Genomic DNA, 22,445 nt, shown 5'->3' with positions numbered 1-22,445 from the left:
CACCCCATTCATGCTATATAAACTACTTTCCCTGTCAGTTCTTGTATCTCTCGCTTAAACCGTTCCTCATCACTGTTACTATCCGATAAATGCAGCAGGTGAATTTCCTCAACCTTGCTTAGATCATTAGCCTTTAAAAACTCTTTGAAGTTCTCCAGGCTAAAATGAGACCGTATAAGACGCTTTCTCATCATTTGGGGAACTGTACCCTCAAGAATGTTTTGGTCTAGAATGTCTCGGCTATAATTAACCTCTACAAGCAAATGTGTAAGCCCTTTGAACTTATACCGGATGTAATAGGTATCTGTTGCAAAAAGAAGTTTATCCCCTGATTGATTGGCCAACAGATAACCAACAGGCTCATTTACGTCATGTTCAACATCAAAAGGTAATATGGTCCATGTACCTATCTGAAACTGTTTCTTAGGCTCCACAGGCTTTATTCTGTGGTGGTCAATATTTAGGGCCTCTTTTGTTCCTGGAGACATATAGACATTAATTCCTGCCTTCACAACATCTTTTAAGCCTTTGGTATGGTCTCCATGCTCATGAGTAACCATACATCCTGCTAGACTGCTAGTATTGAATTTGAGCGCCTTTCTGATTTCCTTAAACCCTATTCCACATTCAAGAAGTAAAGGGGTACTACCATCTGTAATGTGGTAGCAATTCCCCTTACTGCTGCTCGCTAAGGTCTTTATATCAATCATTAAAATGCCAGTCCTTCATCTTGGCTCTCTTGAGATTCCATATCATCCATAACCTGGTCTACTGTGGTTTGTTCCTCCGGTTGTGGTTCTGGTTCTTGTTGTGGAGTTTCTTCTACATCTGAAACTTCAACATCGATGTACTCCGAATTGGCATTTTCGTTAATTTCCTGTTGGGCCTTGGCTTCTTCCATAACTTCATCTTGTCGGTTGAAATGGTTAAGCACTAAACTACTATCATCTGAGCTGTTTAAGAATTTCTTACAAGCACGATTAATGACTGTTTTCTTAGCCATTTCCTGTTTGAAGTTGTCGTGAGTGCTGCCCTTTCTTTCTTGTTTTTGGTCCTTCCCCCACATTTGAGACTGAGACCAGGCTTGGCGAATTTCATCTATGGTCATGAGCTCGGTGTAAACATTATCGTCACCTAGATCAATCACACAATAAGCGCCAGTGATTTTGTCTTTATCCTTATTTCCAAACTTCTGTTTATGCTTTAGATTCTTAATGCGTCCGTTTACCATTTCATAATCAACGTCATCATCTTCGTAAATGACAGCTGCATCTATCGCCTTTGCTCCGGTCACTCTTTTTGTTACAGCCATGGTCCCAAAATAGGAGCGTTGGAATGTTAACGTCTTACCATAAGCGATAAAGTAGCCTTGATTTTTTGCTGGGTTGAGTCCTTGAACGACCATATCTAGCAAACTGTTCGCAATACTATCTTTCGTACAGTTTTGTAAAACAGGAACATAAGAATTACCACTCTTCGCTTTTACTTCCTGTAGCTTGAGCCACGCACTCTTCATTGCATTCTCTGGGCTGTAGTTAGCCGGGAAGTGAAGTTCCCCGGCCTCTTGAAATTCTTTAACCTTGTTAGCCACAACATCGACGGTATCTTTTTTAACCATTGCTAATTCATTTTTGTTTTTGCTCAATTTACGCCACCCCTACTTCTGCTTTATTTTCAACTCGTAATTGCTTATCACTCTCTGAAACCACTAAGCTAATAACCTGCGAATCTATATCAATTAACTTCGTAACCGATTCCGCATTATCAACAAAAATTGGAGCTTGCACCCCATAATGCTTGGAAAGTGTGTCGATAATGTCTAAACCAACGTTGATACGTGCTGCATTATTTAAACCTGAATCATAAGGTACTCCTTCGAATGTAGTGTCACAAATCTCTTCTAAGCCGCCATTGATATTTTGTTTGAATAGATTAAACCTGGCATACTTAAATTTGCTATTAATCTTTTCTTCCAGGAGATCAACCTTAGTACGAATGAATTCTTCTGTAAGATAGAGCTCTTTCTCTAATTCCTCATATTCCTTTGCCAGCTGCTCTTCTTGCTTTTCAAGTTCTGCAATACGCTTATGAGACTGCGCTGATTGCTCAATCTTGCTTAGGTCAATTTGAAGTGCGTTTTGTTTTTCTTTTAGCGATGTAATTTCTGTTTGTACTTCTTGGACTGATGTTTGAACCGATTGCCGAATTTCTGAAATTTGTTGTTCTATGGCTTGTCTATCCTTCATAAGCTGTTGATAAGTAGCGTTATCAGTTATTGGTTTTACATTACTCTCAGCATCAGCGATTTGGTTCTCAAGGCCTGAAATCGCTGATTGCTTTTTCTCGATTTGCTCAGTAAGCTTTTGAACTTCGGAGTCAATACCGACGTTATCTTGCTTAATGGACTCCACTTTTTCTTTAAGCTCAACGCCTTGTTTGTTGATTTTTTCGAGTAAGCTAGACTTGTTACGGTTAAAGTTAGCCTTCGCGTTTTCTAACTGTTCTTCTGGTAGGTCTTGACCACAAGTTGGACAACTGCAGTTGGATTGATGATCAAACTCCTGTGCATTTTGCTCTTTATACTGGTCACGGAGCTTCTGCATTTGCTTTTCAAAAGCCTTTATATTTGTTTCATTCATGTCTTTTCGTTGCTCATGATTACTGACTTTTGATTTCAAAATGTTCACGTTCGATTGCTCTTCCTGAAGACGTGTCTTAAGCTTGAAAACCTCTTGTTGTCCTTGGTTAGCGTGTTCATTTTTGACGTTAGCAATCTTTAAATCTAGGTCGCTAATTTGAGCTCGTAGATTATTCACTTGACTACCGTTCTTGATATCGTTGATTTGCGACTGTTTAGATTCAATCTGCTGATTAATACTTTCTAATTGTTGATTGATGGCCGCTTGGTCAATGCCGTTCAGATTGGGAAGATTACGATTGATTTCATCAATTCGAATTGGAATTCGCTCGAGTTCCTGGTTAATTTCCTTCTTTTTAGCTGCAATAACTTTTCGATGGTCCTCAATACTACGACCACTCAAAATGTCCGTTAACTCCTTTAAATCCTTATTGGATTCAATCACATCATCATCAGTTACGTCTCCAGCAATTTCTAGCAATAAATCCCGACGTTTTTTCCAATGCAGCTGTTCATTAAAGTAGCTTGGACTCGTTAACAGTTTAAAAATATCCTCGTCCACTATCGATGCAATCTTTTCCGTGTACTCTTTCTTTTTGCTAGGAACCCCATCAATAAAGTAATCAGTAGTGTGACCAGAAAATTCACTGGTTATTGATCCACGCTTTTTCGTCCACTTTTCTTTAAACACTTTTTTGAGCGTTAACTCTTTCCCATTAACCAGGAAGGTTGCTTCCACTTCATGTTCTAAGTTATGAACGACTTTGCCGCCTTGTAAGGTTTTAATACCGAAATCCTTTTGGTTCTGGCTGTCCTTATCGAACAGGAGCCATACAAACGCATCGAAAATGGTCGTCTTTCCAGTAGCGTTATCACCAAATACTTTGATGTCCTTCCCAGCTGCGTTTAAATCAAATTGCTTAATCCCTTTAAAATTACTAAGATGTAATTCTAGGAGTTTTAATTGGTTAACCATGTGTATTCCTCCTTGTTTTTTCGCCCTTTATCAGCTAAACTAAAGGTATTAGATTTTAGCAAAATCCCTTATTTGACCCACGTTTACGCGAGGGTCTATTTTTATGCCGTTTTTTCGAACATTTGAGCATAAGTTTTCGTGTTAACAATCGTGAAGTATTTAAAACCACCCAATTCAAATTTCAATTGAACATTACCGCCTGGTACTGGATTTACTGTTCTGCTTAAATTGTTAGCTTCTAATATTTCTAGAAATACTTGAGGATTAACCAATACCTCATTTCCCCACATGACTGAAATGCCGTTGTCGTTTGCCGCCTTAGCAGCTTGAGCGTGTTTTACTAGTTGTTCTAGAGTCATAGACTTGCCCTCCTTTCGTTTTATAGTGTGCTTAGCCGCACCATCATACCCGGGAATGTTATGGCAAAATAAACAATACACAACACAAAGGACGGACAAGGGAATTCGATCACTTTATTTCTAGACGCTACTTTTGAAGGGAGGAATCCATTCCCGGGCATGACGGCAAAGCCAAGCCTTGCCGTTTATATTCAGTTGTGGTAAATTTAAATCAATAGAGTAATCCTTTTCAGTAAGCTTTTTAGCTTGCTGATTTTTTTATGCGTTCATAGCTATAGAGATGTAAAGAATGACCAGGGATAAGGCAAACCCCACGTAGAACACTAAATCAGTAGCTTTATTACTCATCCCCACTCAATCCCCTCTTAATCTTCTGGATGGTAAATGGGTTTAACGGTACCGCTTTGACAAGTATTCCTTCAAATCGTTCACGAACTTCCTTTTTCTCTTTTAAACTAGCAAGTTTATTAGATGACTTAACTAGATCCACAGCCAAACGATTAACCATTTCATAGTTGCAGTGTTCAAACTCTAAATCCATTCTTGCTATTAAGTAATCTGCACAAGCCTTTTCAATTTCGGCTTCCTTAATATCTTCCGGTAAAAATTGCTTTTCAAACTTCACGCTATCCCTCCTAAAATTGGTGATATTGTTACTACAATCAAATTAGGTAAATCTTGTAGAATCGATAGCCCGTCCATGCCACATGTGAATGCCACCATAACTTCTTGTGTTTGAGTGTTTACACACCATTGTTGAAAGATAGATAACGGTGGTTCCTTCACATCGTTTTCATACTTGGATATGTCTGACTGGTTAATATGTAATCTGTGCGCTAATTCCTCTTGGTTGAACCCAGCCCGATCGCGACATGCTTTTAATAATGCTCCGACTTTCACTTTTTCACCCCCTCTTATATGCCGCATTGGAATACTCATCCTTAGAGAAAGGTAGTATTATAGATTTATAGGGTTAAACAGCCTTTGTGTTCTTTGAATCTTCCTTTCTTTTTTTGGCTATCAGTTTTGGAGTTGAATGCTCAGCGAAAAAACGAACAATTGTTAATTTGGTTTCATGGCTGATTTGTGGTTCCTTCACATCTTTTTTCATGAGACCATCACTCCTTTTTCTTTCGTGAGCATTTCAGCTATCTTGACTTGGCCTTTACCAGTAATCAATGTGGTTACACTTTCCACATCACCATGAGTACGGCTAACAACCGTTACTGAAGTATCAAACAGCCCTTGCTCGATGTATTTTTGTTTTGGATTATTTCTTTCTCGGCCTGATTTAATTAGAAAACCTTTATCACGCAGCCATTGGAACATTTTGTTCCGCCCCATTTTAATTCCGTGTTTGTCGTACATCATTTTGGCGAACGCTCCGACGTTAATGGCTGCGTTGGAGTTTGATACGACTTTCCCGAATGTTGTGAAAGGCTCGTCCAGTTTGCGTTGTTCTTCGAGTCTTTCTAATTTTTTTCTTTCCATGATCCATTTCTCAGCTCGTTTAATTGGATCATCAATCATATATGAAGGTTTGTTTTGTTCTTGGAGTTGCTGTTTCATCCGATTGAATTCGGTAATGTACTTTTCTTTGAATTCAGCAGCCTTTTTTCCGGTGTAGCCCATAACCAAAAAAGAAAATCCATCCTGAGTAATGAAATACTTTTTTAATACTCTTCCTGTTACATCCGTATAATCACTCAACGCAAAATTGCGTTCAGTAAAATCAGTACTACATTCAAGGTTTTGGATACTTCTCAAAACATCGGAATGACGTTTATTAAATACTTCAGATACTGTAAGACTGTCGGTTACAACCTGATTGTCTTGAATAAAAACTAATTGATTCATTTGATTACCTCCTTGTATAACTTAAAAAGTTATTGAGATGTTTTAATGCAGTTGATTTCATTCGATCTATTTGCTTTTCGGTCTTCCCTTCTTCTTCTAATTCATCTAGGAGCCAATCATTATTATCGAAAGTAATAGAATCGATTTCGGTCTGAACTTGAAACAATACATCATCCACAGAATTCACTTGATCTAAATCCATTTGAATCATGCGGTACTTATCGTTAAGACATTGTGCACCTTTTAAAACTTTTGGGAATTGATTCATCAAACGCCCTCCTTGCAGATTTGTTTGTGCATCGCTTTCTTATAAGCCATTAAACGCCGACACCGATATGGATTCTTTATCTTGCTTGGGTGAATCGCCGTGTATTGCGTAACTTTCCTGGTGTAATAGCGAATGCGATCTATGGATGATTTCAATTAGATCACCTCCTTGGAATTCGCTTGGTTCAAATCTTTTATAACGGATTCCGTTAGTTTGTTGTCAAAAAAAATGGCTGGACTTACGCCTAACGATTTTGCAATAACGTTCAAACGTTCAACATCCAATTTCACTTCTCCAGAAGTAATGTGACGGTACCCTTGTAGTGATAGATTAAGCTTTTTAGCTAAATGTGTTTTAGTTACTCCTTTAGCTTTACGGATTTTCTCTACATTTTCATGAATCATATGTCTCACCTCCAACTAACGTTTTCCGTTACAAATATAATACTAACGCATTCCGTTAATGTCAAGCAGTATTTTAAAAAAATTCTCATATACCGTTAGTTTTATATCATATTCCGTTAGTTGGTGGTATTATTTAGGAAAACAGTAGCGTTAAGGCGGGGTTTCTAGTGTCTATTAATAAAAAGATTAAAGAATTACGAGAAAAGAAAAGAATAACTCAAAAAGAACTAGCAGAAAGGGTGAATAAATCTCCGCAAGTTATATCTAATTGGGAAAGAAGTTATACTGATCCGGATTACGAGGATGTTTCTAAGTTAGCTGAAGCGCTTGAGTGTACAGCTGATTATTTACTGGGTAAATCTGAAAGTCCCACATATAATGAAAATGTGGATAATAAAACAAAAATAATTAATAAGATTTCGGATGAATTCCCCGATGCAGATTTAATGTTTAATGATTTAGCGAACATGTCTGCTGAGCAATTAGAAGAGGTTTATGATTTTATTAAATTTAAACTACATAAAAAGGAGGATTAGATGGGGCCGTTTATTATGATTGTAGGAATTCTTGGACTTATTGGAGGAGTAATTCTGCTTATTAGATCTTTCATTAAAAAATCTAGTAAAGCAAAACCAATTATTCTCACTTTAGTAGCATTTATTTTGATACCTGTTAGTGTTACGTTATCTAATTCGAATATTCCGGAATACGAAATTGTAGAAAGAGATGAAAGCAGGGATAACGTACTATCCGTGAGAGCTGTTACAGAATCTGAAGAACAGCAAGAACTAAAAGAATTAGCTGAACATCTTTCAAAGGAAATTATAAACTCCGATACCTTTGAAGGTTTGAATACATACGCAGCTTATATAAGGATTCACTCCCCTTCTGATGATTCAGAATACGGAGGTCTGATATTGGATTCGAGGATTGCTTACAGGAGTGAGGGGCTGCCAATCACTGGGCTAGATGAAACTGACAAATTATATATTGCAGAATAACCCCATAATTAGGGGTTTTCTTTTCAGGCGAAAACAGAACGTATATTCTCATTTGTAGGGGGTTATTGAAATATATACACACGTTGAAGATTATATTAATCAATTATACTCGTATCTATCAATAGAAAAGCCGTCTCAATTAGAAATGGAGGAAATTGCACGAAAACTTAATATAAACATTTATTACGGAGATTCAAGTTTTCGCTTTGGAAACAACATTGTTCTCAAAAAGTCTTCCAAGCAAAAAGAATGGCAAGATTTTGGTCATGAACTATGTCATGTTTTATGGCACGAAGGTAATCAATTAAATATGCCATTGCCTTTTAGAGATTTACAAGAATGGCAATCCATAAATTTTGCCCATCATTTTTGTGCTCCAACCTTTATGTTGTTGGAATTGAAGGATGTAAATGTATACAACATCATGGAGACATTTAATGTAGATTATTGTTTTGCTAAAAAACGAATGGGGATGTTTGTGCAAAGAATCTTTAACGGGGGTGTGGTGATATGAAAACTGGTATCTACATACGTGTAAGTACAGATGAACAAGCCAAGCACGGTTATTCAATTTCTGCTCAAAGGGAACGATTAAAGGCTTATTGTGTATCTCAGGGTTGGGATATCGTAGGTTTTTATGTAGATGAAGGGATTTCAGCTAAAGATACAAACAGACCTGAACTAAAACGTATGCTGAAAGATATAGAGACCGGAGAAATTGAGTGTGTATTAGTTTATAAGTTAGATAGATTGACTAGATCCGTATTAGATTTGTACAAGCTGCTAGAATCATTTGAAAAATACGGTTGTAAATTTGAATCGGCTACAGAGGTTTATGAAACTTCAACAGCTATGGGAAGAATGTTTATCACGTTGGTGGCTGCATTGGCGCAATTTGAAAGAGAAAACATGGCTGAGCGTATTAGTATGGGGTTGCAGGAAAAGGCTAGACAAGGAAAGTATACACATAACCAAAGACCTTTTGGGTACACGCTTAAAGATGGAGTTTTATCCTTAAAAGATGATGAAGCAGAGATTGTTAGACTGATTTTTAGGCTTTATTTAGATGGTAAGGGAGCAAACAGTGTTTGTAAGTACTTAAATGCCAGGAACATCACTACAAGGGACGGTAATACTTGGAACGATAAACCCTTAATACAGTTACTACGTAATCCAACATATAAAGGGACAGCTACCTGGTTAAAAGGAACCGAAAACGAAATAATGATTGAGGATGCTCACCCGCCTATAATCGATAAAGAAACTTTTGAAAGGGTTCAAAAGACGATTGAAAAGCGTAGGGGCCTTTCACCTATGCAAATATATAGTGATCATATCTTCTCAGGAAAATTGAAGTGTAATAAGTGTGGTTATTCTTTAACTGGGTATAGAGTGTATACAAAAAACGCAAAAGGCGAAAAAGTCTCTTACAAAAATTATCGTTGCTTACACAAAAAAACCGGTCAATGCTCAGGAGTAAAGACAATATCTGAAAGAAAATTAGAAAAGCAGTTTATTCATTGCATGAAGAAAATAAACTTAGAAAATGAAGCGAAAGAAGTTTCTGTTAGTAATATAAAAGCAGAAGATAAATCGGCTGAAATCAAACAAGCTGAGAAGGACCTTAAAGAAGTCGAAAAGCGCAAAAAGAAATGGCAGTACGCATGGGCTAACAACATGGGGATGAGTGACAGTGACTTCGAAAAGAGAATGCGCGAGGAAAATAAAATTGAGGAAGAAGCAAAAGCGATTTTAAGTAATGTGCAATCTGAAGAAAATGTATCGATAGATCGGGAGGAGTTTTATCGAACCCTCCAGGAGTTTACTTCAAATTGGAACAATCTAGATGATCGGAATAAGAAAAACCTTGTGCAAATCGTGGTAAAGAACATTGAATACGATTATGATGAAAACAAAGAATTTTACATTAAAAATGTAGAATTTTATTAAATTTTGATTACCACCATAACTTTGAGACCTCGCAAACTGCTGCCAAAGAATTTGCACGCATTGTCCATGATCTTCCTTGGACTGTATCGCAAAACATACTGGTTATGCTCCTCCAGTACTCGTGTTCCGGTTCGAATATCGTCAATTCGTTCTGGAATGACTGCGAGTGTAAATGGGGTGATTTCATATTCTTTTTTCAACAAGGTCATTCATTTCATTCCTTTCTCCTATTTTTCTTCCATAATATATCATAAAAGTAAGAAAAATGATATACTCAGAAAATAATATGTTTTCAGAAAAATATTGGTTATGTAAGCTTTATTTTCTTAATTTCGTCTTCACAAAATTAAATTTTTATAAAATACTTACAACAAAAAAGGATTTTTAACAAATTTTCCTCTATGGGCTAAAGTTGTCTATAATAAAAAATAAACGGAAAGGGAAATTCAATATGATTTGGAGAAAAAACAAGAAAGAGAATCAAGCTAAAGCGACATACCCTATTCGCTCGGTGACCATTGATGAGTTACGCCAAGCGATACGTCAATACGGAGACCAGCTCCATTCTAATGTTCCATTATCCGTTATTATTAAGGATGATTTAACGCTTGATTATTCCTTATTAGCCCCGTTCTTGAAATGCATCCCACAAGAAACCTACTATATGTCTAAGGAAACCTACGAACTATTTCCAGAAAGTCAGAAACAATTAGCAATGGATTTGGATTTGATTCAAAGGGCTGTCGACCAGTATATAGAGCAAACGAAGGAGGTACCCGTGATTGACGGGGATCCATATGAGAAGGTTAGTTATTTTAAACTGGAAAAATTAAACCTTTTACCTCGGCGCCCCGATCAAGCTTTTTATATAACAGATGAGGAATTCTTAGTGACGTACACAAAACCGAAATAGAATCGTCGATTATTTTTCACATCTCTCCCCGCTATACCTCGCCTATTCAAGCTATTATGAAAGTAGCTTAGATGATTTAAAGTGGTTTTGGGGGAGATTTTATGCCAAAGAAGTATAATGTCATTTTCGCAACTGTGATTGCGGTTGGAATCGCCTTAGGAATTTTATATCTCGAGTTTTGGCGTGATGCAGGAATTGAGCTACCTGAAGACATTACGATGGAGACGGTTAGTGGAGAAAGTTATTCCTTTAGAGAAATGGAGCCAAAGGTAAAGCTAGTAGAATTCTTTTATGCCAAGTGCCCTGATGTATGTCCATTAACGACACAACGAATGATGCACTTAAAGAAGATGTTTGAAGAGGATGGCGTATTTAAGGATAAGATAGAATATATATCTGTTACGATTGACCCAGAGAATGATACGAGAGAAGAAATCCAAGAATATATGGATCGTTATGGAATTAAAGAAAATGACGGTTGGGTATTTCTGCGCGGAAGTTTAGAAGATACGGAAAGGCTAGCTGAGCCATTTCGTTTTCAATTTAAAGATGTCGGAACTGATTTTATTACCCACACCTCATTTGCATACTTGTTGAATGAAGATAACCAGCTAATTGAAAAGTTTCCTATGGGTGAGGCATTTGACAAAGAACGGGTATACGACCGTGTCACTGATTTAGTAGATTAAATAAGGAATGCGAAAGAAAACATCGACTTAAGACCAGTATTGGTGAAAGTCGATGTTTTTTACCTTTTATAAATTTTAACCTCTACATAGTGGCTTGCCCGATAGTCCCATACATCCTCTTTGCTAAATCAAGCATTCGCTGCCCCTCACTTCCAGGCGCAACCATTTTCTGATAGATGTCATCCATGGACCATGTTTTCCCTTTTTCATCCTTATAGACGACGTGTTCACGTCTGAATTGGGTTGGAGAGTCAATTCCTGCTGCAGCCGCAATTCGGTATAATCCTTTACGCATCGTAATGACATAGTTTGCTGTCCGGTGTTTTTTCTCGTCAACTACCAAGGCCTTCTGTAAATCCGGGTCGGTCGTTGCAACACCAACAGGACACATATTTGAAGCGCATTGAAGTGTCTGGATGCACCCCACAGTTATCATAAATCCACGTGCGATATTCACCAAGTCTGCTCCCATTGCAAGTGCCATGGCAACACGGTCAGGTGAGCTTAGTTTACCAGAGGCAAAAATCTTAATAGTATCACGAACATCGTATTTTTGTAGTGCGTGGTGTACAAGCGGTAGGGCTGATCGAATCGGCAGGCCGACACTGTCGGTGAGTTCCTGATAAGATGCTCCTGTTCCTCCTTCACCGCCATCAACTGTAATGAAATCCGGACCCATTCCAGTGTCCCGAATATGTTTTGCTAGTTCATCTGCCTCTGAATGACTGCCGATTACCACCTTCATCCCAACAGGCTTGCCAGAATGCTCCCTCACCCGTTCGATAAAGTCAAAAAGGGATGGATAATCATTAAATTCAGGGAACCTGTTCGGACTGTCAATGGATTTAAATGGTTCAACCATACGGATTCTGGCAATCTTTAATCAGGAGATATCGCTTCGTCTTCACCTTGGTCTCCCTGTCCATCTTCATTTCGTCCGCCAACTTCGGAAACATGGAATTCCGTACATAGTAACCCTCTTCTTCAAAGTCGCGCTGGGAGCCAAAACCAATTACATCACGCTTATATTTTGATTTCCGTACGATGTGCTGGAACTCGTTCCGTGAAAAGGGCTCCCCCTCAGTATCACTATTAAAAAAATACTGCCGTAGTTCGGGGCCAATATTTTCAAAAAGATAACGTGCCCGGCCTATTAATGGGTAATTTCGTAGAATTGGATGCTGCTTTTGTGTGCGATCCACAAAATATAAATAAATGCCACTTGCAATTAGAATCAGTATAATTAGAAGAACGACAATAAATCCAATTACTGTCATTACGTTTGCTAAATTCATGCCACAATTCCACCTTTAGCATATTGTTTATATGCTTAGCATGTATATTGCAACAAAAAAATATCCGCCTAAAGAATACTACGGAATATTAATATCCTGATTGTATATTTTAAGTATGATATAGCCAGTAATCAATCTAGCACATCAGTTTCGATTATTTAATCAGCAGACCAAACTTTCATTTTAAATAAAGGCTGTTTCTGTAAAACTTTACTGCCTTTTGTACTGTGCAGTAGATATAAAATGCGACGTAACTCTAGCGTATTTTCCAATGATCGATAAGATGAGTGCACAACCATCGCTCCGGAAATACACTTCGCTTTCACCCAAGGGCACAAGTGCGACATCTACTCAAACTCCCTTTGGTCGTTTTCATAGTGTCTTTTTTGCCGCGGGCGAGCGGTGAGCCTCCTCGAAGTTCGTGTGCGCCTGCGTCTACTCGTATCGCTTCGAAGTAGGCTTTCTCGGCGCAAGGGAGCAAAGGAGTCCATTCAACGTCGTACCCTCGCTGCGGGGTCTCACCTGTCTCTTTTCTCCCACGAAGAACCTGACGTTCAAGTGTCGGTGTTGGCCACAGGACGTGGCCGTTTTTAACCGACCAGGAGTCTCCGTGTATTTCCTCCGCTAAAACATTGCCTCATTCGTTTATTTAGAGCTGAACTATTGGTTAATCAAAAGCTTTTTAACTTTGCATTCATCAGAACACTTCAATAGTGGAGGCAGAATACGGAGACTCCTATGGGAAGAAGCGTGGTGAAGACCCCGCAGGAAGCGGTCTGGGCTTCCGAGGAGGCTGAGGCCGCGCCCATGGAAAGCGGAGTATTCTGCCGGAACGGTATGCATGCACTCAATAATCATCAGAACGACTTAAGCAACACTAAAAAAGTCTAACTATGTCGCATTTTATCTCTTTTAAGTCAAAAACAACATTCTCTTAGAAAAAGCATAAACAAAAAAGGAAAAGGTCAGTGAATACACCGACCTTTTCCTTTTCTTATACAGACAACATGGCCCGATCGTTTGTAAATTGTTTTCCTCTGATTTTTTGAAACTCTTCAATCAATTGCTCAACAGTTAAATCTTTCTTCTGTTTTTCATCTGCATCAAAAATAATTTGTCCTGCATCCATCATGAATAGTCGATTTCCTAGCTCAATCGCCTGATCCATTTGGTGTGTCACCATCAATGTTGTGAGCTGATGCTTTTTCACAATATCCTTTGTGATGTTCGTTATGAGTTCTGCTCGAGCCGGATCAAGTGCTGCTGTGTGTTCATCCAAGAGGAGAATTCTTGGTTTGGTAAAGGTCGCCATAACAAGTGAGAGCGCTTGACGTTCACCGCCTGACAAGAGCCCGACCTTCGTATTTAAACGATCTTCTAAGCCAATATCAATGGACGATAGTAGGTCCTGAAACTCCTCTCTTCTTTTGGCATTCACACCACGTAAGAATGAACGTTTCTTCGTTCGCCCTAATGCTAGAGCTAGATTTTCCTCAATCGTCATATTAGGCGCCGTACCGGCCATGGGATCTTGGAATACACGGCCAATCCATTTGGAACGTTTTTGCTCTGGTATAAAGGTAACATCCTTATCATCAATCGTAATTGCACCAAAATCCGGGAATAAAACGCCCGCAATAATATTAAGCAAGGTTGATTTCCCCGCACCATTACTACCAATGACAGTGACAAAATCACCTTCATTTAAGGTTAAATCTACACCTTGCAAGGCTTTCTTTTCATCAGGGGTGCCCTCATAGAAGACCTTCTCTAGCTGTTTTAAGTTAAGCATGTGTATTTTCCCCCTTTCCATTCTGATGTAACTGTCTCTTCTTTGTATGTCTTCGGTTGTTTTCTTTTACTTGCTTCCACCAATGAGGTATTACAAGTGCAGCAACAACAATCACCGCTGTGATCAGCTTCATATCACTAGCATCGACAAAATCAACCCGTAGAGCTAATGCAATAATGATTCGATAAGCAATAGCACCTAAAATAACGGCAAGAGTGGTTCGGGCAATTTTCTTTGTACCAAATAGCCCTTCCCCAATAATAACCGACGCCAAACCGACGACAATCATCCCAATTCCTAAATTGACATCAGCAAAGCCATTGTATTGAGCGATAAGAGCCCCACTAATAGCAACAAGGCCGTTGGAAAGCCCTAATCCCATCACAATGTAGCGGTTTGTATTAGCGGATAAACTTCTTACCATGCGAATGTTATCTCCTGTTGCTCTTAGTGCTAATCCTGCTTCTGTTTGCAGTAACCAATCCATCACAAATTTAATGATTATTACGAAAACGACCATACTAACAATCACTAGAAACGTTCTTGGAGCGTAATCGGAAATTCCTAAAGCCGTAAATGGTTTCATGAGAATTTCATCTAACTGAAGACTATTCCACCATGCTTCAATCTTTGTAAAAATAGTAGATTGATTGAGCAGTGGTATATTTGGCATATCCATAATTCTAAGATTAATAGAATACAAGGCCGTCATCATTAATATCCCAGCTAGTAAAGGATTGATATTCCCCTTTGTATGGAGAAGTCCTGTTACACAGCCTGCGAGAAAGCCAGCAACCCCTCCTAGCAACGTGGCTAGAAAGGGGTCTGAACCATTTACAATCATAATCGCACTAACGGCTCCACCTGTAACAAAGCTTCCATCTACTGTTAAATCCGGAAAGTCTAGCACTCGAAATGTTAAGTAAACACCTAAAGCCATTAAGGCATATATAAGTCCAGACTCAAAGGCACCATAAAGTGCACCAACCATAATTATTCACCCTTTTATTCTTGTTGTGTTTGGACAATTGTTGCTTGTTCTTTTATCTCATCTGTAATTTCTACACCCATATTTGCTGCTGCATCCTCATTTACATTAAGGATTAAGTTTTGTGGATATTCTGCTGGAATTTCACCAGGTTCTTTTTCACCTTTTAATATTTGTATGGCTTTTTGACCTGCTTCGTAACCAATATCGTAATAATCAAATCCATAAGCGGCAAACCCTCCACGTGCAACAGAATCTAGTTCACCAACAAATAGTGGAAGCTTTTCCTGTTCACTGACCATAATAACTGATTCAAGTGCACTCACAACTGTATTGTCTGTGATGATATAAAATACATCAGCTTCCCCAACAAGTGATTCGGCCGCTTGTTTTACGTCAGCAGAGGTAGCAGCGCTTGCCTCTTCTACTGTCAATCCTAGCTCATCGGCTACTTTTTTCATTTGCTCAATCTGTGTAACAGAGTTTTGTTCTCCTGAATTGTAAACTGTACCTACAGTTTCATAGCCCATATCCTTAATTAGCTGCATTGTACTTGGAATCGCATCTGGATTAGAGTCTGAAGTTCCTGTTACATTTCCACCTGGGCTTTCCATGCTATCTACTAGTCCTGCGCCAACTGGATCGGTAACAGATGTAAACACGACTGGAATTTCTTCCGTTTCATTGGCAGCACTTTGAGCACTTGGTGTTGCATTTGCAAATATTAAATCTACTTCATCACCAACAAATTTACTAGCAATCGATTGGTTATTTTTAGAATCCCCTTGTGCATTTTCTTCTTCAAATTGCACATTCAAATCCGACTCATCTAATGCGGCTTTAAACCCTTCTGTTGCAGCATCTAATGATGGATGCTCAACGTGCTGGAGTACTCCAACCACATATTCTTTAGAACCTGCATCTTCCCCACCACTTGCATTACCTTGCTCATCAGAGGATGAAGTATCTTCTGAATCAGTACCGCAAGCTGCAAGGAATAATAGTAAACCAAATAATAGAATCATTCCTAATTTTTTCATTACAAGCTCCCCCTTTAGCACTTCGGCGCTTTTATGCTTTTATGCGTTTATGCTTTTATGTATTAAAGTGTAAAGAATATTAACCTAATTTTCAAGCCTAAATTTACGATGTAAGTAGATTTATAGTAAAAATAAAAAAAGGGATGGTCGCCCACCCCCTTTATACACGTATTACATTAATTTCGTACAACATCCTTCAAAGCCCTACGCAAGATTTTTCCAGTTGTATTTTTTGGTAGCTCATCCAAAAATTCAATTTTGCTTGGTACCTTATATTTGGCTAGTCGTTGTGAGCTGTAAGTAAATAATTCATCCTCACTTGCCTGTTCTCCTTCTTTTAAGACAACAAATGCCACAACTGCCTCACCTGCATCAGGATCAGGAACGCCGATGACCGCCACTTCAGCGACCTGCTGATGATCGTACAATACTTCCTCCACTTCACGCGGATAAACGTTGTAGCCGCCAACAAGGATCAAGTCTTTCTTACGGTCTACAATGTAAAAATAACCTTCTTCATCCATACGGGCCATATCACCAGTATATAACCAACCATCCTTTAACGTAGCTTGAGTTTCTACTGGCAATTTATAATAGCCCTTCATTACATTTGGTCCTCGAACCGCGAGCTCCCCTACTTCCCCAACAGGAACTTCTTCACCAAATTCATCTACAACCTTATTCTCAACATTTATTATACTCTGTCCAATTGAACCTGCCTTCCGCTCGCGATCAAGAGGATTAAAGCACGTTACTGGTGATGCTTCCGATAGTCCATACCCCTCTGATATTTTCACATTAAACTTTTTCTCAAAGTTCTCTAATAAAGCAACAGGCATGGCCGCTCCACCCGATATACAGAGGCGCATGCTCTCAAAAGCTGATACATCTCCATCAGGCTGTTGAAGTAAGTAATTGTACATCGTTGGAACACCTGCAAAAACGGTAATTTGGTGTTTCTTTGCTTCCTTAAACACCTCAGCAGGTGAAAACTTCGGCATAATGAGTACAGTTCCCCCATTCATGAGTGGAGCATTTAGGGCAACCGTTAAACAGAAAACGTGGAACATTGGTAAAGCCGCAATCACCTTATCACTTGGTCCAATTTGTAAGTAATCCGCAACGTCCTTTGCGTTTGAAAATAAATTCTTGTGGGTAAGCATTGCCCCTTTTGGTTTGCCAGTCGTTCCAGATGTATAAAGAACAACAGCGGTATCCTCATCATTTAAGTTTGGTCTCTCCAGTTCTATCGATCCCTCCTGGACAATCTGTGTAAACGATTTCAATTTTGAAGATAAGGGAGATTCTGAAAATTCTAGCTCTGGATTGGTCTCACCAACAATGTAATGCTTGACATTTGGAATCAACTTTTCCATATGCTCAAATTTTTCTAATATGACGTCTAACGTAATAACACCCTTTACATCCCCGTTATTAATAATGTACGAAATCTCATCAGGTGTATAAATGGGATTAATCGGGATAACAGTTGCCCCAATTCGAAGTGCGCCGTATAGGCTAATCACAAAATGTGGCGTATTTCCCACTACTAATGCGATATGGTCTCCTTTCCCATACCCTAATTGCTTTAAGCTTGAGGCAAACTTAGTCACAGCTCCTTCTAGTTCTTGGTATGTTTTTTCTTCTCCTTGGAAAATATAAGCGGTCTTCCTTAAGTGATTCTTAGCTGTCCATGTTAGTTGATCACTTAAGTTCATGTAATAATCCCTCCCCAGCAATTTTAAAATATGAATGAATAATCATTCATATTGGTATAATAAGAAAAAACTTGGGCTATTACTAATAGCCTAAGTTTTTTCTTATACTATCAACTAATATGATAGTATAAGGACCTGCCTCTATTATAAGATAGGAACAGGATATGTACAAGAAAAGGTTTACATGTTTATCCAACACGATTTGATAATTTTACTCAATATAAGCTTCGATCCCGTCCAGCACCAAGACCGACTCCGACCATGATGATAACGATTGCCATGAATAATAGCAATGGAATAGTCCACGAATGTGTCCAGTCAAATAAGCCCCCCACTAAGGTTGGTCCTATAGCAGCTAATAAATAACCTACAGATTGTGCCATTCCAGAAAGTTGGGCAGCCTGCTCTGAACTGCTAGCCCGTAGACTCAAAAGTACTAAAGATAAGCTAATGGAAGCTCCCTGCCCGAGACCAATTAAAAGAACACTTAACGTAACGAATACAAAATTTCCTCCATCAACAAATAAAATGGCGACACCAGTAAAATAAACGATGCCAATAAGTATTACAATCACCTTTTGGTTTCGAAATCTGTCAGCAAGAATAGGAGTAAAAAACGCCATTGGTATGCCTGCTAACTGCATAATGGAAACCATCCACCCTGCTGTGGAAATATCTAGGCCACTTCCATTTAATATTTCAGGTAGCCAGGCAATCGTACAATAAAAAAGGAACGATTGTAGCCCCATGAAAACAGTCACTTGCCAGGCAATAGCAGATCGCCAAATCGAGGGTTCCGAGAGGTCTAATTTAGGTTGATAATTCCTTTTTTGCTCTGAAGACTTTCTGATTTGAGGCCCCCATACGACCATAGCTAGAACCGAGACAAATGCCCAAAAGAGAAGAGATTTCTCCCATCCAAGTCCAAGATGAACAGCCAGTGGAATACTTATGCCAGAACCTAAAGCTGCAAAGACGTTCATTGAGGCTGTATAGGTTCCAGTCATTAGCCCAATTTTTTCAGGATAGTGAGTTTTAATGATACTCGGCAGTAGGACATTCATAATAGCAATGCCAACCCCTACTAGCATGGTTCCAATAAACACAGTTGGAACCATCCCTATGGAACGAACCAAAATACCCATTAGTAATGCTATTAAACCAGCTAATATCATCATTTTCTGACCATATCGGATACCTAGCCGCGGAGCTAAGAAAGAAAATACCGCAAAAGAAAGTAGGGGTAAGGTTGTAAGAAATCCCGCTATACCATTTGAAATGCCCAAGTCTTGGCGTATGGACCCAATTAATGGACCAACAGCTGTAATGGCAGGGCGTAAATTAAATGAAACTAGAATAATGCCAAATACTAATAAAGCATTCCGTGTGGTTACTGGTTGCGTTTGAGTAATGGAAGTGCTTTTCATAAACACAATCTCCTCTTCCGTATATTCCTTTTTCAATAACATGAAGCAATATCTTCTATTGTTCATGTCAAATCATTTTAAGTCAACACTATTTTACTTTATATTTCAAATGTATTAAATTTTCTTAAAATAATTCTATTTTCATAGTATATAAGTTATAATGAGGAAAGCAATGGATAAATTTAGGAATATATTTTGAAACCTTTCAAATGGGATATTCGTATACGAAAGTACTGAATCAAATGATGATTACATTTTGGGGAAAGGGGACGTTGTGGGCTTGTATATTCTCATTGGTATTATCTTGTTAGGAATTGTTGCCATATTTATTATAGCTGACAAAGTCGCACCTACCTCTGCTATGATGAGTTCTTTTAAAAAAGGTACCTATAAAAAATTTATGATAGGTATGTCAATTGCAGCCCTTTTATCCATTTCCTATGGAATTTATTACAGCATAACCTATCAACCTCCCTTTTTAGATATTACGATAGAGGATAACGAATATACGATATTTGGAGAGATTGGTGAATTAGGGTATTTTTCAGACAGCCTTGTACGTCAGGGTCAAGCTACTAATCTTTATTTGGCGTCATGGGAAGAATTGGGGTTGAATCAGAATGTGCAACTTATTGTTGAATACCCTTCTGGAAAAGAAGAAATTTGGTGGCCAACCGTTTCCATAATTGAACCCGATAAGCTACAAAATAAATATGGAATTAAGGAAGTCTATCGGTGCTCTCCATATATGTTTGTAGAGAGTGGAGAGGTTCAATTAACAGTGCAACAAAATAACCATGCGGTCACTTCTCTAACCATTGAGGTTCACTCAAAATAATAAGCATGTGGTTTCGTCATCGAAACCACATGCTTATTATTATGCTATAGGAAAATCACTTAGTAAACAAGAGTTGCAAAGTCTTCTAATGTTACATTACCAAAGTAATGCTTTAGATCTACATCCTCGAATGCTTCAAAAATAGCGTCACGTTCATAACGGGTACCAATTAATTTTTGTTCAATATCTTTGACATCTCCAACACCGAAAAAGTCACCATAGATTTTGCAGTCCTCAATAATTCCTCTTTTCACGTCAAGCCTAACATCAATGGTACCAGCACCTTCAATTCGTTTTGAATGTTGAATATCGAATGAAGGAGATTTTCCATAGTTCCACTCCCATTGCTGATAACGCTTTTCAGATAATTCATGAATGTTCTTCCAATCCTCTTCGGTAAGCTGATATCTAGGAACATCCTTTACATCTTCAACATCAAAAATATAACGAAGGATCATATTTTTGAACTCGTCCATTGTCATTTTTTCGTTTAGATATTCAGAAATATTTCCTACACGACTACGGATTGATTTAATTCCTTTGGATTTAATTTTTTCTGATTTTACTTTTAAGGATCTCACAACATTTTCTACTTCAGAATCAAACATTAATGTTCCATGGCTAAACATACGGCCTTTGGTGGAGAATTGAGCATTCCCAGAAATTTTACGGCCATCTACTTCGAGGTCATTGCGTCCAGATAGCTCAGCATTTACTCCATTCTCTCGTAAAGCGTCAACCACCGGCTGAGTGAACTTAGCAAAGTTGTGAAAGCTATCGCCATCGTCCTTAGCTAAAAAGCTAAAGTTTAAATTTTGCAGGTCATGGTAAACAGCTCCACCACCAGATAAACGGCGAACGACTTTAATTCCATTCTCTTCCACAAAGTCCGTATTAATTTCTTCAATCGTATTTTGGTTACGACCGATGATAATGGATGGTTCATTTATGTAAAACAGTAAATAGGTATTGCCACCCTCAATATCCATGTTATTTAGTGCATATTCTTCGATTGCTAAATTAATTCGTGGATCTGTAATTCCTTCATTATCAATAAAGTACATCATATGTGATGCGCCTCCTAACCTATAATCATACTCATTACCTATTTTAATGATAAGCCCTCAATAAATCAAAACATAACCCACCTCGCTTTAGCGCTTTAAAGCAGTTAGGGCCTGTCCCCCCCTATGGTAAAGCGTTAAAGGATAGAGTTTCTTTAGCGATTTGGATAGGGCCCTGATATTGCTGCTTGGCTACTATTTTCAATTTCTGCTGGTCACCGAAATGTGGGAGGTGGCTGAGCCAAAGCTGTTTGACTCCCGCGGCTTGGGCTAACTTTCCACACTCCTCGCTAGTCATGTGACCTGGACCACTCCCATCCATCCCGGCATACAAACTACATTCGGCAATTAACAAATCAGCACCCTCACTAAACGTGACCAATCCTTCAAAGTGACTCGTATCTGCAGTATAAACGATTGTGGTTTCTCCATCTGTGATTCTCATCGCATAGCAAGGTACAGGGTGATGCGTTTTTAGGAACCGAATTTGTAATGGCCCCAAAGTTAAAGTTGAGTTCAGGTCATAAGCGATCCCCTTCGTTGCTTTATGACTTAGAGATGAAAATTTATTCTGATCCAGCTGATGACCATAAATTGGCAACACTTTATCTTTACTTTGAATCATATTTTGAACAAGATATAAATATTGTAATGAACCTACATCTGCAACATGGTCAGCATGATAATGGGATAAAAGTAACGCATCTAATTCAAATGGATTCATATACTTTTGTAATCTCGATAAAGCACCACTTCCACAATCCAATAAACATTTATAACCAGATTTTTCGATTAAATAGCATGACGTGGCACCATCCGCCTCAGGAAAAGCACCCCAATAACCAATAATTTGGACATTCACTTTTATTCCTCCCCAAAAAAATAAAATTGTTATAAAACAGAATATTGCGTTTTCCATTGTGTTATAATACAATGTAAGTAAATCAACATCAAATAACACACACAGTGGAGGGATTAACCTTGCCGAGTATTTTAGAATTTTTCCGTAATTTACCAAAGAAAAAGTGTATGAACTGCGGTAGCCAGATTGACGAGAAAGCCGATTGTTATGGGAATCTTTGTGATGAATGTGATCATCCAGCTCGATAAGTTTAATGGAACGTTAAAAAGATAATGTGCAAATTTCCTCTCCAGTAGAGCAGTTATAAAACTGCTCTACTTCTCTGTGTAATTTAAACCATACTGTTATAATACAGCAAATCACTAC

Annotated in this window: 26 protein-coding genes and 1 pseudogene; 8 read left to right on the top strand and 19 right to left on the bottom strand. The window is 38.4% G+C overall.

From position 1 onward, the window contains the following. Positions 1 to 8 precede the first annotated feature (8 nt). From GH754_RS11640 to GH754_RS11595, 10 genes are all read right to left on the bottom strand, one after another. Positions 9 to 710: an MBL fold metallo-hydrolase gene (locus GH754_RS11640; protein WP_153728875.1), complete on the bottom strand. Its 702-nt coding sequence runs from the start codon at positions 708 to 710 to the stop codon at positions 9 to 11. Beyond that, a complete protein-coding gene (locus tag GH754_RS11635) occupies positions 710 to 1,645 on the bottom strand; it encodes a recombinase RecT (RefSeq protein ID WP_228550244.1) in 936 nt (311 codons plus the stop codon). The genes GH754_RS11640 and GH754_RS11635 overlap by 1 nt, the downstream gene beginning before the upstream one ends. A 1-nt stretch (position 1,646) precedes the next feature. After that, on the bottom strand, positions 1,647 to 3,614 hold the full coding sequence (locus GH754_RS11630) for a hypothetical protein (RefSeq protein WP_153728874.1): 1,968 nt from the start codon (positions 3,612 to 3,614) through the stop codon (positions 1,647 to 1,649). A 101-nt stretch (positions 3,615 to 3,715) separates the two neighbouring features. Further along, on the bottom strand, positions 3,716 to 3,973 hold the full coding sequence (locus GH754_RS11625) for a hypothetical protein (protein WP_153728873.1): 258 nt from the start codon (positions 3,971 to 3,973) through the stop codon (positions 3,716 to 3,718). 340 nt (positions 3,974 to 4,313) lie between these two features. Further along, positions 4,314 to 4,598, bottom strand: a complete 285-nt coding sequence (locus GH754_RS11620) for a hypothetical protein (protein ID WP_153728872.1) — start codon at positions 4,596 to 4,598, stop codon at positions 4,314 to 4,316. Next, positions 4,595 to 4,873, bottom strand: coding sequence for a helix-turn-helix domain-containing protein (locus tag GH754_RS11615; protein ID WP_323741989.1), 279 nt, complete (start codon positions 4,871 to 4,873; stop codon positions 4,595 to 4,597). The genes GH754_RS11620 and GH754_RS11615 overlap by 4 nt, the downstream gene beginning before the upstream one ends. Before the next feature lie 73 nt (positions 4,874 to 4,946). After that, the gene (locus GH754_RS11610) at positions 4,947 to 5,084 is read right to left on the bottom strand and encodes a hypothetical protein (RefSeq protein ID WP_153728870.1); all 138 of its coding nucleotides are present in this window, start codon (positions 5,082 to 5,084) and stop codon (positions 4,947 to 4,949) included. After that, positions 5,081 to 5,830, bottom strand: coding sequence for a Rha family transcriptional regulator (locus tag GH754_RS11605; RefSeq protein ID WP_153728869.1), 750 nt, complete (start codon positions 5,828 to 5,830; stop codon positions 5,081 to 5,083). The genes GH754_RS11610 and GH754_RS11605 overlap by 4 nt, the downstream gene beginning before the upstream one ends. A gap of 4 nt (positions 5,831 to 5,834) precedes the next feature. Further along, entirely contained in the window at positions 5,835 to 6,098 is a 264-nt protein-coding gene (locus tag GH754_RS11600) for a hypothetical protein (RefSeq protein ID WP_153728868.1), read from the bottom strand. 155 nt (positions 6,099 to 6,253) lie between these two features. Next, complete coding sequence (locus GH754_RS11595; RefSeq protein WP_153728867.1) at positions 6,254 to 6,502, bottom strand: helix-turn-helix domain-containing protein; 249 nt, start codon at positions 6,500 to 6,502, stop codon at positions 6,254 to 6,256. 167 nt (positions 6,503 to 6,669) lie between these two features. Between GH754_RS11595 and GH754_RS11590 the strand changes: the two genes are divergently transcribed. From GH754_RS11590 to GH754_RS11575, 4 genes are all read left to right on the top strand, one after another. Then, positions 6,670 to 7,038, top strand: coding sequence for a helix-turn-helix domain-containing protein (locus GH754_RS11590; RefSeq protein ID WP_323741988.1), 369 nt, complete (start codon positions 6,670 to 6,672; stop codon positions 7,036 to 7,038). Then, a complete protein-coding gene (locus GH754_RS11585) occupies positions 7,039 to 7,503 on the top strand; it encodes a hypothetical protein (protein WP_153728866.1) in 465 nt (154 codons plus the stop codon). A 145-nt stretch (positions 7,504 to 7,648) separates the two neighbouring features. Next, positions 7,649 to 8,017 (top strand): ImmA/IrrE family metallo-endopeptidase, encoded by a 369-nt coding sequence (locus GH754_RS11580; RefSeq protein ID WP_153728865.1) that lies wholly within the window; start codon positions 7,649 to 7,651, stop codon positions 8,015 to 8,017. Continuing rightward, positions 8,014 to 9,453 (top strand): recombinase family protein, encoded by a 1,440-nt coding sequence (locus tag GH754_RS11575; protein ID WP_153728864.1) that lies wholly within the window; start codon positions 8,014 to 8,016, stop codon positions 9,451 to 9,453. The genes GH754_RS11580 and GH754_RS11575 overlap by 4 nt, the downstream gene beginning before the upstream one ends. Here the strand turns inward: GH754_RS11575 and GH754_RS20100 are convergent. Beyond that, positions 9,450 to 9,662 carry a competence protein ComK gene (locus GH754_RS20100; RefSeq protein ID WP_153728863.1) on the bottom strand — a complete coding sequence of 71 codons (213 nt, stop codon included), beginning with the start codon at positions 9,660 to 9,662 and terminating at the stop codon, positions 9,450 to 9,452. The two genes, GH754_RS11575 and GH754_RS20100, sit on opposite strands and share 4 nt — an antisense overlap. Before the next feature lie 242 nt (positions 9,663 to 9,904). On the opposite strand from GH754_RS20100, the gene GH754_RS11565 reads away from it, so the two are divergent. Together GH754_RS11565 and GH754_RS11560 are read left to right on the top strand one after the other, a co-directional pair. Continuing rightward, positions 9,905 to 10,366, top strand: coding sequence for a DUF3939 domain-containing protein (locus GH754_RS11565; RefSeq protein WP_153728862.1), 462 nt, complete (start codon positions 9,905 to 9,907; stop codon positions 10,364 to 10,366). Between the two features lie 101 nt (positions 10,367 to 10,467). Beyond that, positions 10,468 to 11,055, top strand: a complete 588-nt coding sequence (locus GH754_RS11560) for an SCO family protein (protein WP_153728861.1) — start codon at positions 10,468 to 10,470, stop codon at positions 11,053 to 11,055. Positions 11,056 to 11,137: 82 nt separating this feature from the next. On the opposite strand, the pseudogene GH754_RS11555 reads toward GH754_RS11560, so the two are convergent. The 6 genes and pseudogenes from GH754_RS11555 to GH754_RS11530 form a co-directional block, all read right to left on the bottom strand. Continuing rightward, positions 11,138 to 12,350, bottom strand: a pseudogene (locus GH754_RS11555) (glutamate synthase-related protein). Positions 12,351 to 13,344: 994 nt separating this feature from the next. Continuing rightward, positions 13,345 to 14,142, bottom strand: coding sequence for an ABC transporter ATP-binding protein (locus tag GH754_RS11550; protein WP_153728860.1), 798 nt, complete (start codon positions 14,140 to 14,142; stop codon positions 13,345 to 13,347). Further along, entirely contained in the window at positions 14,135 to 15,133 is a 999-nt protein-coding gene (locus GH754_RS11545; RefSeq protein ID WP_153728859.1) for an ABC transporter permease, read from the bottom strand. Before GH754_RS11545 ends, GH754_RS11550 begins: the two co-directional genes overlap by 8 nt. Before the next feature lie 14 nt (positions 15,134 to 15,147). Then, positions 15,148 to 16,170, bottom strand: coding sequence for an ABC transporter substrate-binding protein (locus GH754_RS11540; RefSeq protein ID WP_153728858.1), 1,023 nt, complete (start codon positions 16,168 to 16,170; stop codon positions 15,148 to 15,150). 176 nt (positions 16,171 to 16,346) lie between these two features. Continuing rightward, a complete protein-coding gene (locus GH754_RS11535) occupies positions 16,347 to 17,888 on the bottom strand; it encodes a fatty acid--CoA ligase family protein (protein ID WP_153728857.1) in 1,542 nt (513 codons plus the stop codon). 215 nt (positions 17,889 to 18,103) lie between these two features. After that, entirely contained in the window at positions 18,104 to 19,315 is a 1,212-nt protein-coding gene (locus GH754_RS11530) for a CynX/NimT family MFS transporter (protein ID WP_153729081.1), read from the bottom strand. Positions 19,316 to 19,589: 274 nt separating this feature from the next. Between GH754_RS11530 and GH754_RS11525 the strand changes: the two genes are divergently transcribed. After that, complete coding sequence (locus GH754_RS11525; protein ID WP_323741987.1) at positions 19,590 to 20,153, top strand: hypothetical protein; 564 nt, start codon at positions 19,590 to 19,592, stop codon at positions 20,151 to 20,153. Positions 20,154 to 20,212: 59 nt separating this feature from the next. On the opposite strand, the gene GH754_RS11520 is transcribed toward GH754_RS11525, so the two are convergent. Further along, positions 20,213 to 21,217, bottom strand: coding sequence for a lipoate--protein ligase (locus GH754_RS11520; RefSeq protein WP_153729080.1), 1,005 nt, complete (start codon positions 21,215 to 21,217; stop codon positions 20,213 to 20,215). Positions 21,218 to 21,341: 124 nt separating this feature from the next. After that, positions 21,342 to 22,079 carry an MBL fold metallo-hydrolase gene (locus GH754_RS11515; protein ID WP_323741986.1) on the bottom strand — a complete coding sequence of 246 codons (738 nt, stop codon included), beginning with the start codon at positions 22,077 to 22,079 and terminating at the stop codon, positions 21,342 to 21,344. Between the two features lie 119 nt (positions 22,080 to 22,198). Between GH754_RS11515 and yhfH the strand changes: the two genes are divergently transcribed. Further along, a complete protein-coding gene (gene yhfH / locus GH754_RS11510) occupies positions 22,199 to 22,327 on the top strand; it encodes a protein YhfH (RefSeq protein ID WP_153728854.1) in 129 nt (42 codons plus the stop codon). Positions 22,328 to 22,445 lie beyond the last annotated feature (118 nt).

It is taken from the genome of Salinibacillus xinjiangensis (genome assembly GCF_009649735.1).
In the GTDB taxonomy this organism is placed as follows: domain Bacteria; phylum Bacillota; class Bacilli; order Bacillales; family Alkalibacillaceae; genus Salinibacillus; species Salinibacillus xinjiangensis.
The sequence above is the reverse complement of the archived record's forward strand: the minus strand, read 5'-3'. Positions and strand labels throughout refer to the sequence as shown.

What these genes read in the sequence shown, in the direction of transcription:
- GH754_RS11540 (WP_153728858.1), bottom strand. Translation starts at nt 16,170, where the DNA reads ATGAAAAAATTAGGAATGATTCTATTATTTGGTTTACTATTATTCCTT.
- GH754_RS11580 (WP_153728865.1), top strand. Translation starts at nt 7,649, where the DNA reads ATGGAGGAAATTGCACGAAAACTTAATATAAACATTTATTACGGAGAT.
- GH754_RS11585 (WP_153728866.1), top strand. Translation starts at nt 7,039, where the DNA reads ATGGGGCCGTTTATTATGATTGTAGGAATTCTTGGACTTATTGGAGGA.
- GH754_RS11595 (WP_153728867.1), bottom strand. Translation starts at nt 6,502, where the DNA reads ATGATTCATGAAAATGTAGAGAAAATCCGTAAAGCTAAAGGAGTAACT.
- GH754_RS11520 (WP_153729080.1), bottom strand. Translation starts at nt 21,217, where the DNA reads ATGTACTTTATTGATAATGAAGGAATTACAGATCCACGAATTAATTTA.
- GH754_RS11565 (WP_153728862.1), top strand. Translation starts at nt 9,905, where the DNA reads ATGATTTGGAGAAAAAACAAGAAAGAGAATCAAGCTAAAGCGACATAC.
- GH754_RS11530 (WP_153729081.1), bottom strand. Translation starts at nt 19,315, where the DNA reads ATGAAAAGCACTTCCATTACTCAAACGCAACCAGTAACCACACGGAAT.
- GH754_RS11560 (WP_153728861.1), top strand. Translation starts at nt 10,468, where the DNA reads ATGCCAAAGAAGTATAATGTCATTTTCGCAACTGTGATTGCGGTTGGA.
- GH754_RS11640 (WP_153728875.1), bottom strand. Translation starts at nt 710, where the DNA reads ATGATTGATATAAAGACCTTAGCGAGCAGCAGTAAGGGGAATTGCTAC.
- GH754_RS20100 (WP_153728863.1), bottom strand. Translation starts at nt 9,662, where the DNA reads ATGACCTTGTTGAAAAAAGAATATGAAATCACCCCATTTACACTCGCA.
- GH754_RS11575 (WP_153728864.1), top strand. Translation starts at nt 8,014, where the DNA reads ATGAAAACTGGTATCTACATACGTGTAAGTACAGATGAACAAGCCAAG.
- GH754_RS11545 (WP_153728859.1), bottom strand. Translation starts at nt 15,133, where the DNA reads ATGGTTGGTGCACTTTATGGTGCCTTTGAGTCTGGACTTATATATGCC.
- GH754_RS11625 (WP_153728873.1), bottom strand. Translation starts at nt 3,973, where the DNA reads ATGACTCTAGAACAACTAGTAAAACACGCTCAAGCTGCTAAGGCGGCA.
- GH754_RS11550 (WP_153728860.1), bottom strand. Translation starts at nt 14,142, where the DNA reads ATGCTTAACTTAAAACAGCTAGAGAAGGTCTTCTATGAGGGCACCCCT.
- GH754_RS11630 (WP_153728874.1), bottom strand. Translation starts at nt 3,614, where the DNA reads ATGGTTAACCAATTAAAACTCCTAGAATTACATCTTAGTAATTTTAAA.
- GH754_RS11610 (WP_153728870.1), bottom strand. Translation starts at nt 5,084, where the DNA reads ATGAAAAAAGATGTGAAGGAACCACAAATCAGCCATGAAACCAAATTA.
- GH754_RS11535 (WP_153728857.1), bottom strand. Translation starts at nt 17,888, where the DNA reads ATGAACTTAAGTGATCAACTAACATGGACAGCTAAGAATCACTTAAGG.
- GH754_RS11600 (WP_153728868.1), bottom strand. Translation starts at nt 6,098, where the DNA reads ATGAATCAATTCCCAAAAGTTTTAAAAGGTGCACAATGTCTTAACGAT.
- GH754_RS11605 (WP_153728869.1), bottom strand. Translation starts at nt 5,830, where the DNA reads ATGAATCAATTAGTTTTTATTCAAGACAATCAGGTTGTAACCGACAGT.